The sequence below is a fragment of the Streptomyces sp. NBC_00354 genome, assembly GCF_036106915.1.
In the GTDB taxonomy this organism is placed as follows: Bacteria; Actinomycetota; Actinomycetes; order Streptomycetales; family Streptomycetaceae; genus Streptomyces.
On sequence record NZ_CP107983.1, the window covers coordinates 4,681,180 to 4,694,981 of the forward strand.

Below are 13,802 nucleotides of genomic sequence, written 5' to 3' on the forward strand. Positions count from 1 at the left end.
TGCTCCGGAGTGTCATCCGCCGTTGTCCCGTCGTTACCGTTATGTGACCGGTCTGGGGGTGGCTGATTCCTTTCGGTCAGACGGCGGGGGCCGCCGCGGGCTGCCACAGGTCCTGGAACGTGAACCGGGCCGCCTCCACCTCGTGCCGCTGGTCTGCGTGCAGCACCCCCAGCGCGTACGCCGTCGCCGGGGCGATCCGCGGGGTGCGGGCCGCCGTCGCCGAGGCCGCCGCGGCCTCCGAGGCGTCGCGGTGGCGGTCCAGGGCGTCGCCGGCCGCAGCCAGCCGGGCCACGTCCTCGCCCAGGGCCTCCCGGGCGTAGCGATGGACCCGCAGCAGCCTGCGCACCTCGTGCCAGGAGCCGTCGTGGTCGGGGTTGTACGGGTGGGCCTCGGCGGCATGCGGCAGTGCCGAGACGGCCGCCGCCAGCCGGGTCCGGGCCACCTCCGCCAGCGGGATCAGGACCTCGTCGACCCGCCCCCGGGCCGCGACCGGATCCAGCGCCACCTCGGAGGCCAGGACCGCCACCGCGTCCGCGACCGCGTGGAACCGGGACGAGCCCAGCGCCTGCAGGGTCGCCGAGTGGGCGCGGGTCCGGGCCAGCGTCAGCTGCCGCTCCAGCAGGGCGGCCGCCCGCGCCGAGCCCACCGTCAGCGCGCCCGAGGCACCGCGGGGCGCGGGCACCTCCGGCGAGCCCGACAGCCGGTGCAGGGCGTCCAGCAGCCGGGTCAGCCGGGCGGCGTACGCGTGTTCGTCCGCCAGGGTCGAGGACAGCCACACCAGCTCGGTGCGCAGCCCGTCGGCCCAAGAGGACTCGGTCACCACCCGGAAGGTGGTCAGGGACCCGCTGATCCGGCGCGCAGCCCCCCGCAGGCTGCGCGCCGCATCGCTGCCCTCCGCGGCGTCGGCCCCGCTCTCCTCGTGGAGGCGGAGCCCGCGCAGGAAGGCGGTGGCCTGGGTCCGCAGGTACGTGCCGAGCACGTCACCCGCGGAGCCCTCTCCACACGCTGTCAGGTCATGGTTTGGCAGAGCCACGCCGGCGCCTCCGGGCGTCTATGAGCATCTCCTGAACGTGCCGCAGCGGCTGGCCTTCGTGGTCCGTGCTGTGCCGGGTCCATTCGCCGTCCGGGCCCAGGTGCCAGGAGGAGGTGACGTCGGACATCCCGGTTTCCAGCATCCGGTCCAGTGCCGCGCGGTGGGCCGGGTCGGCGACCCTGACCAGTGCCTCGATGCGGCGGTCGAGGTTGCGGTGCATCATGTCGGCGCTGCCGATCCACACCTCGGGCTCGCCGCCGTTGCCGAAGGCGAAGACCCGGGAGTGTTCCAGGAAGCGGCCGAGGATCGAGCGGACCCGGATGTTCTCCGAGAGCCCGGGGACCCCGGGACGCACGGCGCAGATGCCGCGGACCCAGATGTCGACGGGCACTCCCGCCTGGGAGGCCCGGTAGAGCGAGTCGATCAGGGCCTCGTCGACGATCGAGTTCATCTTGAGGCGCACGTACGCGGGGCGGCCGGCCCGGTGATGGGCGGCCTCCTTGTCGATCCGTGCGATCAGTCCGTCGCGCAGCGAGCGCGGCGCGACGATCAGCCGGCGGTAGGTCTCGCGGCGCGAGTACCCGGACAGCCGGTTGAAGAGGTCGGAGAGGTCCGCGCCGACCTGGGGGTCGGCGGTGAGCAGGCCGAGGTCCTCGTACAGGCGGGCGGTCTTGGGGTGGTAGTTGCCGGTGCCGACGTGGGAGTAGCGGCGCAGCGTGTCGCCCTCCTGGCGGACGACGAGCGACAGCTTGCAGTGGGTCTTCAGGCCCACCAGGCCGTAGACGACGTGGCAGCCGGACTCCTCGAGCTTTCGGGCCCACTTGATGTTGGCCTGCTCGTCGAAGCGGGCCTTGATCTCGACGAGTACGAGGACCTGCTTGCCGGATTCGGCGGCGTCGATCAGGGCGTCCACGATCGGGGAGTCGCCGGAGGTCCGGTACAGCGTCTGCTTGATCGCGAGGACGTCCGGGTCGGCGGCGGCCTGCTCCAGGAAGGCCTGCACCGAGGTGGAGAAGGAGTCGTACGGGTGGTGCAGCAGCACGTCCCGCTCGCGCAGCGCGGCGAAGATGTCGGGCGCGGACGCGGACTCGACCTCGGCGAGGTCGCGGTGGGTGCCGGCGACGAACTTGGGGTACTTCAGCTCGGGACGGTCCAGCGAGGCGATGCCGAAGAGGCCGGTCAGGTCCAGCGGGCCGGGCAGCGGGTAGACCTCGGCGGCGGAGACGTTCAGCTCCTGCACGAGGAGGTCCAGGATGCCGGGGTCGATGGACTCCTCGACCTCCAGGCGCACCGGCGGGCCGAAGCGGCGCCGCATGAGCTCCTTCTCCAGGGCCTGGAGCAGGTTCTCGGCGTCGTCCTCCTCGACCTCGAGGTCCTCGTTGCGGGTCACCCGGAACATGTGGTGCGCGAGCACCTCCATGCCGGGGAAGAGCTCCTCCAGGTGCGCGGCGATGACGTCCTCGAGGGGGACGTAGCGCTGCGGGGAGGCCTCCAGAAAGCGGGAGAGCAGCGGCGGGACCTTGACGCGGGCGAAGTGGCGGTGGCCGCTGACCGGGTTGCGTACGACGACGGCCAGGTTCAGGGAGAGCCCGGAGATGTACGGGAACGGGTGCGCGGGGTCCACGGCCAGCGGGGTGAGCACCGGGAAGATCTGGTTCCGGAACAGCGTGAAGAGGCGGGCCTGCTCCTTCTCGGTGAGGTCCGGCCAGCGGATGAGGTGGATGCCCTCTTCGCCGAGCTGCGGGGAGATGTCCTGCTGGAAGCAGGCGGCGTGCCGGGCCATGAGCTCGCGCGAGCGCGTCCAGATCAGGTCGAGCACCTCGCGGGGCTGCAGACCGGAGGCCGAACGGGTGGCGACGCCGGTCGCGATGCGGCGCTTGAGGCCGGCGACGCGGACCATGAAGAACTCGTCGAGGTTGCTCGCGAAGATCGCCAGGAAGTTGGCGCGCTCCAGCAGCGGGGTCGCCGGGTCCTCGGCCAGCTCCAGGACCCGCTCGTTGAAGGCCAGCCAGCTGCGCTCGCGGTCGAGGAACCGCCCCGGGGGGAGCTCGCCGCTCTCTTTGTCGTCGTAGGCGTCCAGGTCGGCGTCGAGATCGGGTGCGAGCCCGGGCCCCTGGCCGGAATGCGGGCGGTGCGCGGCTATAGAGCCGATCCGCGCAGGCTTGGCCGCCGGGCCGGGGGAGGCGGCGGGGGACGTGTGAGACGGGTGCTGGGCGGGGACCTCGGTGGGGCCTGCGCTGGGCTGGTGGCTCATGACTCCATTGTTCCGCGCAAGCGGCAGGACAGGCGCGTCGGAAGTGGTCGCCGTCAGTCGGAGTCGGGGCTGCATGCGGGGAGAGTCGCAAGCGCGTCTTAAGGTCCGGTGAATGGCGTATGGCTTCCAGGCTCCGGGTGGTGCACGAGTACGTCTTTTCCGCGCCCGGAATACACCCGTACGGGCCCCGGGCGCCCCCGGCGCACCCGTACGGGCTTCCCCCGGGGCTGTGGATCAGCTCTCGGTGCGGTACATCAGGTCGACCTCGTGGGTGCTGAAGCCGAGGCCCTCGTAGACGGCGAGGGCCGCCGGATTGTCGGCGTCCACGTACAGCATCGCGGTGGGCAGGCCCGCCCCGGCGAGGTGGTGCAGGCCGATCGCGGTGAGGGCCTTGCCGAGGCCGCCGCCCTGGGCGCCGGGGCGGACGCCGAGCACGTAGACCTCCCCGAGCCGCTCCTCGGCGTGGACCTTCGTCCAGTGGAAGCCGACGAGCTCCCCGTCCCGCTCGGCGAGGAAGAAGCCCTTGGGGTCGAACCACGGCTGCGCGATGCGGTCGTTCAGGTCCCGCTGGGTCAGCGCGCCCTGTTCGGGGTGGTGGGCGAAGGCGGCCGCGTTGACCGCGAGCCAGGCCGCGTCGTCCTCGCCGGGCACGAAGGTCCGTACGGTCACTCCGGCCGGCAGCACCACCTCGGGCAGCGGGGGTCCCTCCGGGCCGAGCGGGCGGCGCAGCTGGCGCAGCTCGCGGAACAGGGTCAGGCCGAGGACCTGCGCGAGGTGGCGGGCGGCGGACTTGCCGCCGTGCGCCCACACCCGGATCCGCTTGCCGGAGGCGGCCAGGAGGGCCGAGCCCAGCGCCCGTCCGTGCCCGCGCCCGCGCAGTGCGGGGTGGACGACGAGCTCGGCGGCGGGGGCCTCCACCGGGTCGGTGTCCTCCAGTTGCCCGTACCCGGCGAGCCGGCCCCGCTCGGTGAGCAGGAAGTGCCGGATCCCCTCGCGGCGCCCGCCGCGCAGCTGGAGGCGGCCCTGCTCGGACACGGCGGTGGTGCCGTCCGTGCGCGCCGCGTCCTCGATGAGGGCGAGCACGGCTTCGGCCTGTTCCTCCGTCAGCTCGTCGAGGGTCTCAATCTGGCGTCCCGGCTCCAGGGCCGCTGCTGCGTCGTCAGTCATACGTCGAGCGTACGACCGCGGAAGGCGCCTGCGGTGGTGTGCGTGCAGCGGGCCGACGGTGAGCCGTCTTCTACGTGTAACCAGGCCGACACCCGTACCCCCTGTCGTGCTACGCGCGTTGACCATAGGCTGCCGCCGACCTCCCGAGTTTTACCGCTGTCCAAAAGGGGACTAAATGTCAGCGACGCCACAACGGCACCGCCGAACCCGCCGGTTGACCTTCGCCGCTCTCGCCGTCACGGCCGGGGCCGGAGCGATGGTCGCGGCCGCACTGCCGGCCGGTGCCGCGAGTGGTGGCGGTGCCGGCAAGAGCCGCACCGTCGATGTGCAGATGCTGTCGTTCAACGACTTCCACGGCACGCTGGAGCCGCCGCAGGGCTCCTCCGGCACCGTGAGCGAGCGTCAGGCGGACGGCACCACCAAGGCGATACCCGCCGGTGGTGTCGAGTACCTGGCGACCAGCCTGCGCGAGGCCCGCAAGGGCCACGAGTACTCCGTCACGGCCGCGGCCGGTGACATGATCGGCGGCAGCCCGATGCTGTCCGGTCTCTTCCACGACGAGCCCACCGTCGAGGCGCTGAACAAGCTGAAGCTGGACGTCACCAGCGTCGGCAACCACGAGTTCGACGAGGGCAAGACCGAGCTGCGCCGCATGGCGTACGGCGGCTGCCACCCGGTCGACGGCTGCTTCGAGTACGGCAAGGAGTACACGGGCACCGAGTTCAAGTACCTCGCCGCGAACGTCACCGACGAGAAGACCAAGCGCCCGCTGATGTCGCCCACCTTCATCTGGAAGAAGGGCGACGTGAAGATCGGCTTCATCGGCGTCACCCTGGAGGGCACTCCGGACGTCGTGACCGCCGACGGGGTCAAGGGCCTCAAGTTCGGCGACGAGGTCGAGACGATCAACAAGTACGCCGCCGAGCTGGACAAGCAGGGCGTGAAGTCGATCGTCGCGCTGATCCACGAGGGCGGCCTGCCCGCGAGCGGCGCGTACAACTACGACTGCAACGTCCCGGGTGCCGGCGCCGGCGTCTCGGGCGCCATCGTGGACATCGCGAAGAACATCGACCCGAAGGTGGACGCGCTGGTCACCGGCCACACGCACCAGGCGTACGCCTGCAACATCCCCGACCCGGCGGGCAACCCGCGCATGGTGACCTCGGCCGCCTCCTACGGCCGCGCGTTCACGGACACCACGCTGACGTACGACCGCCAGACCAAGGACATCGTCCGCACCGCGGTCTCCGCGCCCAAGCCGGTCACCAAGGCCGTCACCCGGGACCAGCCCAAGGCCCCGGACATGACCGAGCTGATCACCCGCTGGAACGCGCTGGCCGCCCCGGTCGCCAGCCGTCCGATGGGCTACATCTCGGCGGACATCGCGGGCCGCGGCTCCGAGGCGCCCGAGAAGCCGCTCGGCGACCTGATCGCCGACGCGCAGCTGGAGGCCACGGCCCCGGCGGCCAAGGGCGGCGCGCAGCTGGCCATCATGAACCCGGGCGGCATCCGTGCCGACCTGGCCTACAAGGCCGCGGGCGCCGAGGGCGACGGGGTCGTGACGTACGGCGAGTCCTACACGGTCCAGCCGTTCAACAACCTGATGAACATCGTCGACCTGACGGGCGCGCAGCTGATCACCGCGCTCCAGCAGCAGGTCAGCGGCACGGTCAACGGCCCGAACCCGAAGATCCTCCAGGTCTCGAAGGGCTTCACCTACACCCTGGACATGACGAAGACGGGCGCGGACCGCATCGTCGTGGACTCGGTGAAGCTGAACGGCGCGGCGATCGACCCCGCCAAGACCTACCGGGTCGCGATGAACGAGTTCCTCGCGGGCGGCGGTGACGGCTTCACCGTCCTGAAGGAGCACAAGAACAAGCTGGTCGGCGTGCCCGACCTGGAGGCGTTCAACACCTACCTGGCGAAGTCGACCTCGGCCGCTCCGATCGCCCCGCCGGCGGCGGACCGCATCACGGTCGTCAAGTAACACCTGCGTACAGCACCTGCGTACAGCGCCTGCGACGGCCTGTACACCACAGCAGCCACGCCCGAAGGGGCGGCGGGCCCCTGCGGCCCGCCGCCCCTTCGGTGTTCGCCCCGTACCCCCGTGACGGGGCCGTCGCGGCCGTCAGAGCGTCGCGAGGAACTTGCCCACGGCCTGGTGGAAGCCCGCCGGGTCCGTGAACGGCACGAAGTGGTCCCCCTCCAGGGGCGTGTACGAGGTCCCGGGCCGCCGGGCGACCATCGCGTCGGCGGTGTCCTGGCTGAGCGCCTGGCTGCCGGTGCCGTGGATCAGCACGGCCGGGCAGGTGCTCGCGAGCCAGGCGTCCCAGTGGTCGCCGCGGCAGCCTTCGATGGAGTCGAGCATGTCCTGCGGGTGGAACGGGAGCCGCCAGCCCTCGCCGGCGGGGAGCGGGCGCAGCACCCGGTCGACGAACCGGGAGCCCACCGGCCCGGCCGCGGCGAGGAGCTCCTCGCGGGTGGGAGCGGTGTACCGCATGTCCTTGAGGAAGTCGAAGACCGCTCCCTCCGGGACGGGGTGGACCTCGACGGTGGCGTCCACGTCGATGAGCGCCGAGATCCGGTGGGGGTGGGCGGCGGCCAGGTGGACGGCGTTGAGCCCGCCGAGGGAGTAGCCGAGGACGGCGACGGGGGCGTCGAGGCCGAGGTGGTCGAGCAGCGCGACGGCGTCGGAGACGTATCCGGCGCGGCCGTAGTCGGCGGCCCGGTCGGAGTCGCCGTGGCCCCGCTGGTCGGGGGCGATGACCCGCCACGCGTCGTGCAGGGCGTCGGCGAGGCCGGCGAAGGCAAGGCCTTCGGACAGGCCCCCGTGCAGGGCGAGCAGCGGGCGGCCCGGGCCGCCGAAGTCCCGGTACGACAACGTGCGGCCGTCGATCGTCAGCGTGTGGCGCATGGTTCCGCTCTCCCCTGTGTGTCCTGCGGTGACGGTGGCGTGATCCGAGCCTGCCAGGATTTGGGCAAGCGCGCAATACGTTTGTATTGGGCGCTTGCGCAATATCGTGCGCGGCTACGATCCCGGCATGGGAAATCGCGAGGACCTGCTGGCCGGAGCGCGCCGCTGCCTGGAGGAGAAGGGGTACCTGCGCACGACCGTGCGCGACATCGCCTCGGCGTCGAAGGTGAGCATGGCCGCGATCGGCTACCACTTCGGCTCGCGCGAGGCCCTGCTCAACCTCGCCCTGTTCGCCGCCATGGACGAGTGGGCCGCCGGGTCCGGCCGACTGGCCGGCCAGGGCGACACCACCGAGGAGCGGTACGCCGACACCTGGGACCGCAAGATCCAGGACTTCGGCGACATGCGCTGGCTGTGGATCGCCAACGTCGAGGCCTTCGTCCACGCGCAGTCCTCGCCCGAGCTGCTCGCGGCCCTCGCCGAGGGCCAGCGCCGCTCCCGCCGCATGGTGGCCGCGCAGCTGCGCGGTGTCCCCGAGGACGCGGTCGCCGAGGAGGACGTACGGGCCCTCGGGTCGGTGCACATCGCGCTGCTGACCGGGGTGATGGTGCAGACCCTGACGGACCCGGAGCAGGCGCCGAACGGGCGGGAGCTCGCCCAAGGGCTGCGCGCCATGGCCGAGTTGCTCGAAAGGTGAGCGCTACCGAAGGGTAGTAAAGGCCGGTCCCGCACGCCAGAATCCGGGGGCACCTCCCAGCCGCGGCTGGGAATCCACCACCGGGTCGGCAAAGGGGCGGACATGGCACTGGATCGTCGGGCATTTCTGGTCGGGGCGATGGCGGCGGGCGCGGGTGCGGCCGTGGGCCTCGGAGCGGCGGGTGCGGCCTCGGCCCGTACGCTCGGCACGCAGGCTCTGTCCACTCAGGAATGGATGGCCGGGCTCGGGGACGCGACCGCGCTCCAGCGGATGACCATCCCCGGCACCCACGACTCGGGCGCCACCAAGGGCGGGCTCTACGTCGCCTGCCAGAACATCTCGATCGCCCAGCAGCTCGACTCCGGGATCCGGTTCCTGGACGTCCGCTGCCGCGTCACCGGCGGCTCGTTCGCCATCCACCACGCGGCCTTCTTCCAGGACCTGATGTTCGGGGACGTACTCGTCGCCTGCGCGAACTTTCTCGCCGCGCACCCCTCCGAGACCGTGCTGATGCGGCTCAAGCAGGAGTACTCCGAGGACAGCGACGCCACCTTCCGCGCCGTCTTCGACAACTACCTCGACCACCGGGGCTGGCGCCCGCTGTTCCGGATCGCCGACACCCTGCCCGCCCTCGGCCAGGCACGCGGCAAGGTGGTCCTGCTCGCCGACAACGGCGGCCTGCCCGGCCTGCGCTACGGCGACGGCAACGTCTTCGACATCCAGGACGACTGGAACGCCGAGCCCTTCGCCAAGCGCGGCAAGATCGAGAACCAGTTCCGCCGGGCCGTCCAGCAGCCCGGCAAGCTCTTCGTGAACTACACCAGCACCTCGGCGTACATGCCGCCGCGCTGGAACTCCGACCGTCTGGGCCCGCAGGTGCACTCGTTCGTCGACGGCGGGGAGCTGGCCGGCCGGACCGGGCTGGGCATCGTCCCGATGGACTTCCCGGGCACCCGCTCCGGCCTGGTCGCCTCACTGATCCGGCACAACTGACGGCTGCTCCGGCGGAGGCGCCGGGGCGCCCGGGATGCGGAGCACCGCCTCCGTGCCCGGGCCGCCGGCGGGGGCCGCCCGCAGCTCGACGCTGCCGCCCGCGCGGCGCACCGTACGGTCCACGATCGACAGGCCCAGCCCGCTGCCCGGCAGGGCCCGTGCGGACTCGGACCGCCAGAACCGCTCGAACACGTGCGGCAGGTCCTCCGCCGGGATACCGGGCCCGTGGTCGCGTACGGTCAGCTCGCCCGCCCGCAGCGAGACCTCCACCGCGCCGCCCGGCGGGCTGAACTTCACCGCGTTGTCCAGGACGTTGACCACCGCCCGCTCCAGCGCCGCCGCCTCGCCCCGTACGTACCAGGGCGCGATCTCGTCGGTGAAGTGCAGCTCGGGGCCGCGCAGCCGGGCACGGGACAGCGCGCTCCGCGCGATCTCGTGCAGGGCCACCACCTCCAGCCTGGCGGGCGGGGCCGCGTCCGGGCGGGACAGCTCCTGGAGGTCCCCGATCAGCGCGGCCAGCTCCGTCATCTGCGCCTTGACCGAGGCCAGCAGTTCCTTGCGGTCCTCGGGCGGAATGGCCCGGCCGGTCTCCTCGCTGCGCGCGAGCAGCTCGATGTTGGTGCGCAGGGAGGTCAGCGGGGTGCGCAGCTCGTGGCCGGCGTCCGCGATCAGCTGGGCCTGCCGCTCCTGGGAGGAGGCGAGGGCGGCCGTCATGGAGTTGAAGGACCGTGACAGGCGGGCGATCTCGTCGTCGCCGTCGTGCGGGATCTGCACCGTGAGGTCCTCGGTCCGGGCGATGTGCTCGACGGCGCCCGTGAGTTCGTCGACCGGCCGCAGCCCCGTACGGGCCACCCACAGGCCGGCCGCGCCCGCGCCGACGACGCCGACCCCGCAGACGAAGAGCAGCACCCAGGCCAGGGTGGACAGCGGCTTCTCGATGTCGGCGAGCGGCTTGGCGACCGAGATGGCGACACTGCCGCCCACCGGGCCGGTGACGTTCACCGGCTGCGTGTAGACCCGTACGGGCGTGCCGTCCGTGGTGTGGCCGTCGTACAGCACCGGGCCGCGCTCGCCCCGGGCGACCTCGAGGTCGTACCCCGTCACCGGGAGGGTGTTCTTGCCGTCCACCCAGCAGCGCCCGCCCGTGGGCAGGACGATCTGCACCTGCGCGCTCAGGTTGTTCACGATGGCGCCGGGCACCTGCTCCCGGCAGCCGAGCTGCGGCAGCGTCTGGTTGGCCTGCGCGCTCGCGTTGGTGGAGCGCAGCGAGCTGTCCAGCTGGCCCTTCAGCTGCGTACGGACCATGAACCAGCTGACGACGGCGACCGCCGCGACGGCAACCGCCACCGCGACCGTGACCAGCAGCGCGAGCCGCGAGCGCAGCGGCAGCGCACGGAACCGGGCGACCGGGCTCACTCGGGCCCTCCGGAGTCGCCGGCCCCGGCGGCGCGCAGGACGTAACCCACCCCGCGCACGGTGTGGACCAGGCGGGGCTCGCCGCCGGCCTCGGTCTTGCGGCGCAGGTACATGACGTACACGTCCAGGGAGTTGGAGCTGGGTTCGAAGTCGAAGCCCCAGACGGTCTTGAGGATCTGCTCGCGGGTCAGCACCTGGCGCGGGTGCGCCAGGAACATCTCGAGCAGCGTGAACTCGGTGCGGGTCAGCTCCACCCGGCGCCCGGATCGGGTGACCTCGCGGGTGGCGAGGTCCATGCGCAGGTCGCCGAAGGCGAGGGTGTCCGTCTCCTCGGTCTCCGCACCGCCGGGCCGCGGGGCGGCGTACGCGCTGCGGCGCAGCAGGGCGCGGACGCGGGCGAAGAGCTCGTCGAGCTCGAAGGGCTTGACGAGGTAGTCGTCGGCGCCCGCGTCGAGGCCGGTGACGCGGTCGCCGACGGTGTCGCGGGCGGTGAGCATCAGGATCGGGGTGGTGCTGCCGGAGGCGCGCAGCCGGCGGGCCGCCGTGAGGCCGTCCATCCGGGGCATCTGGATGTCGAGGACGATCAGGCCGGGGTCGTACGAGGCCGCCTTGTCGAGGGCGTCGAGCCCGTCGACGGCGGTCTGTACGGCGTACCCCTCGAAGGCGAGGCTGCGGCGCAGCGCCTCCCGCACGGCGGGCTCGTCGTCGACGACGAGGATGCGGTGCGGGTCGCCTTCGGCCGGATTCATCTGCGCTCCCCCAGGGGTCGTGGTCGGTCGTACCAGGCTCGCACGGGGCGCCTAGTACGAGGTCCCGAAGCCGTCGGCGGCGCCGCCGCCGCTGTTGTCGTTGCCGGCATGGCCCGTGCCGCCCTTGCGGAGGGAGGCCAGGTCGGCCTTGATCGTGTTCACCGGGATGGCGAAGCCGAGGCCGACGCTGCCGGCGGTGGAGCCGTCGCTCGAGGGGGAGTAGATCGCGGAGGGCATGCCCACGATCTCGCCGTTCATGTTGACGAGGGCGCCGCCGGAGTTGCCCGGGTTGAGGGAGGCGTCCGTCTGGATGGCCTTGTACGAGGTGGTGTTCGATCCGGTGTTCCCGTTGAACTGCCGACCGTCGTACGAGAACGGCCAGCCGCCGCCGTCGCTCCGCTGCCGCTGGGGTGTCTGCTGCTCGGACTTGGGCACGTTGACCTCGCGGTTCAGGGCCGAGACGATGCCGCTGGTGACCGTGCCGGTGAGGCGGTCGGGGGAGCCGATGGCGACGACCTGGTCGCCGACCTTGAGGCCGTCGGAGTCCCCGAGCCTGGCCGGCTTGAGGCCACCGGCGCCCTGGAGCTTGATGAGGGCGAGGTCCTTGTCGGGGTCGGTGCCGACGGTCTTGGCCGTGTACTTCTTGCCGTCGCTCATCGTGACCTGGATCTCGGTGGCGCCGTCGACCACGTGGTTGTTGGTGACGATCTCGCCGTCTGCGGTGACCACGATGCCGGAGCCGGTGCCCTGGCCCGAACCGGTGCGGGTGTCGATCCGCACGACGGAGGGGCTGACGTTCTCGGCGACTCCGGAGACGGTCCCGCTGTTGGACTGCGAGACGTTGGTGCCGGTGACTCCGCCACCGGTGCGGCCCTGGCTGCCGAGCAGCTGCTGTACGGCGGCGGCGGTGCCACCCCCGACGACGGCGGCGGCCAGCGCCACCGCGGCGAGCAGCGCGACGGGCCGCCGGGCCCGCGCGGCGTGCGCGGGGCCCTCCGGGGATGCGGTGGTTGCGGGGGCTGCCGGGGGCTGGTGCGCGGTGCCCTCAGGGGACGCGGGGACTGCCGGGGGCCGGTGCGCCTCGTGCCAGCCGGGTGCCGCCGGGGGCGGGTAGGCGGGCGGCGGCGGGTAGGCCCCGCCGAGGGGCGCGCTCTGGGTCGGGCCGTTCTCCTGCGGGTACTCGCCGTCGCGGCGGAAGCTCTCGGTCATGACTACGACTCTGTCCCCGGATGATGAGAGCTTCCTGAGTCCCCCCTGAGAAGCCCGACAGAACCGCGTATGCCCGACACAAGCCGGCCTCTCGGCCTCGCCGGCGTTTGATGCGCGGGCCCGGGCAGAGCCCGGGGATCTGTGGGGTCCGGGCGAGAGGCCCCGCGCAGCGGCCCCACAGGTGGAGCCGGCGCCGCGGGGTGGAGTATCCCGGCCAGGGGGCCGACGGACGGAGTCTCCCCCAGCTACCGCTGGGAGGTGCCCCCAGCGCAGCGAGCCGAAGCCCGGGAGGCGCCCCGGCGCCGAGCGGTGTGAGGGTCGCGTCAAAAAGGAGTCAGTGGCAGCCGCAGGAGCGGCGGACCACCAGGGCCGACGGGAACTGCTTCAGGCGTTCCCGGCGGGAGCCGGCCACGCGGAGGGCGTCGTCCAGGACGAGGTCCACCGCGGCCCGCGCCATGGCCGGGCGGTCCGAGGCGATCGTCGTCAGCGGCGGGTCCGTCAGGGCCGCCTCCTTGACGTCGTCGAAGCCGGCCACCGCCAGCTCCCCCGGCACGTCGATGCGCAGCTCCCGCGCAGCCCGCAGCACACCGATCGCCTGGTCGTCCGTCGCGCAGAAGATGGCCGGCGGCCGGTCCGGGCCGGCGAGGACCTCCAGCGCGACCCGGTACGCGTCGTACCGGTTGTACGGCGCCTCGAAGAGCCGGCCTTCCGTCGAGCGGCCCGACTCCTGCATCGCCCGGCGCCAGCCCTCCACGTGGTCGGCGACCGGGTCGCCGACCGACGGGGTGTTCTCCACCCCGCCGATGCAGGCGACGTACTCGTGCCCGTGCTCGAGCAGGTGGCGGGTGGCGAGCTGCGCGCCGCCGATGTCGTCCGTGACGACGGCGACGTCGTCGATCGCCTCCGGCCGCTCGTGCAGCAGCACCACACGCGCGTCCCACGCCTCGATCTCCGAGGCCGCCCGCTCGCTCATGCCCTGGCTGACCAGGATCAGCCCGGAGACCCGCATCCCGAGGAAGGCCCGCAGGTAGTGCACCTCGCGCTCGTCCCGGTAGTCGGAGTTCCCGACCAGGACCATCTTTCCGCGCTCGGCGGCGGCCTGCTCGACCGCGTGCGCCATCTCTGCGAAGAACGGCTGGCGCGCATCGGGGACGATCATGCCTATGAGGTCGGTGCGCCGTGACGCCATCGCCTGGGCGACCCGGTCCGGGCGGTAGCCCAGCTCCTTGATCGCGGCGAGTACACGCTCGCGCGTGGCCGGGGCGACCGGCCGGGGTCCGTTGTTGATGACGTAGCTCACGACGGCGGTAGACGTACCCGCAAGTCGTGCAACGTCATCCCGCGTCACCTTGGCCACGCTCGGGAGT

At 72.4% G+C, this 13,802-nt stretch carries 11 protein-coding genes; 3 read left to right on the forward strand and 8 right to left on the reverse strand.

Going from position 1 to position 13,802, the window contains the following annotated elements:
* Positions 1-76: 76 nt before the first annotated feature.
* The 3 genes from OHT74_RS21370 to mshD form a co-directional block, all read right to left on the reverse strand.
* Positions 77-1,033 carry a CHAD domain-containing protein gene (locus OHT74_RS21370; protein WP_328621078.1) on the reverse strand — a complete coding sequence of 319 codons (957 nt, stop codon included), beginning with the start codon at positions 1,031-1,033 and terminating at the stop codon, positions 77-79.
* Positions 1,014-3,287 (reverse strand): RNA degradosome polyphosphate kinase, encoded by a 2,274-nt coding sequence (locus tag OHT74_RS21375; protein WP_266665963.1) that lies wholly within the window; start codon positions 3,285-3,287, stop codon positions 1,014-1,016. The genes OHT74_RS21370 and OHT74_RS21375 overlap by 20 nt, the downstream gene beginning before the upstream one ends.
* Positions 3,288-3,521: 234 nt before the next feature.
* The gene (gene mshD, locus OHT74_RS21380) at positions 3,522-4,454 is read right to left on the reverse strand and encodes a mycothiol synthase (protein WP_266665964.1); all 933 of its coding nucleotides are present in this window, start codon (positions 4,452-4,454) and stop codon (positions 3,522-3,524) included.
* Between the two features lie 175 nt (positions 4,455-4,629).
* On the opposite strand from mshD, the gene OHT74_RS21385 reads away from it, so the two are divergent.
* The gene (locus OHT74_RS21385) at positions 4,630-6,444 is read left to right on the forward strand and encodes a bifunctional metallophosphatase/5'-nucleotidase (protein WP_328621079.1); all 1,815 of its coding nucleotides are present in this window, start codon (positions 4,630-4,632) and stop codon (positions 6,442-6,444) included.
* Between the two features lie 141 nt (positions 6,445-6,585).
* Here OHT74_RS21385 and OHT74_RS21390 read toward each other — a convergent pair whose 3' ends face one another.
* On the reverse strand, positions 6,586-7,371 hold the full coding sequence (locus OHT74_RS21390; RefSeq protein ID WP_328621080.1) for an alpha/beta fold hydrolase: 786 nt from the start codon (positions 7,369-7,371) through the stop codon (positions 6,586-6,588).
* A 127-nt stretch (positions 7,372-7,498) separates the two neighbouring features.
* Here OHT74_RS21390 and OHT74_RS21395 point away from each other — a divergent pair, with 127 nt between their 5' ends.
* Entirely contained in the window at positions 7,499-8,068 is a 570-nt protein-coding gene (locus OHT74_RS21395; protein WP_266665967.1) for a TetR/AcrR family transcriptional regulator, read from the forward strand.
* A gap of 102 nt (positions 8,069-8,170) precedes the next feature.
* Positions 8,171-9,061 (forward strand): phosphatidylinositol-specific phospholipase C, encoded by an 891-nt coding sequence (locus OHT74_RS21400; protein WP_328621081.1) that lies wholly within the window; start codon positions 8,171-8,173, stop codon positions 9,059-9,061.
* Here OHT74_RS21400 and OHT74_RS21405 read toward each other — a convergent pair.
* From OHT74_RS21405 to OHT74_RS21420, 4 genes are all read right to left on the reverse strand, one after another.
* Positions 9,041-10,477, reverse strand: coding sequence for a sensor histidine kinase (locus OHT74_RS21405; protein WP_266665969.1), 1,437 nt, complete (start codon positions 10,475-10,477; stop codon positions 9,041-9,043). The genes OHT74_RS21400 and OHT74_RS21405 overlap by 21 nt on opposite strands.
* On the reverse strand, positions 10,474-11,226 hold the full coding sequence (locus tag OHT74_RS21410) for a response regulator transcription factor (protein WP_266665970.1): 753 nt from the start codon (positions 11,224-11,226) through the stop codon (positions 10,474-10,476). Before OHT74_RS21410 ends, OHT74_RS21405 begins: the two co-directional genes overlap by 4 nt.
* 51 nt (positions 11,227-11,277) lie before the next feature.
* Entirely contained in the window at positions 11,278-12,435 is a 1,158-nt protein-coding gene (locus OHT74_RS21415) for a S1C family serine protease (RefSeq protein ID WP_328621082.1), read from the reverse strand.
* Between the two features lie 334 nt (positions 12,436-12,769).
* Positions 12,770-13,792 carry a LacI family DNA-binding transcriptional regulator gene (locus tag OHT74_RS21420; protein ID WP_266665972.1) on the reverse strand — a complete coding sequence of 341 codons (1,023 nt, stop codon included), beginning with the start codon at positions 13,790-13,792 and terminating at the stop codon, positions 12,770-12,772.
* Positions 13,793-13,802 lie beyond the last annotated feature (10 nt).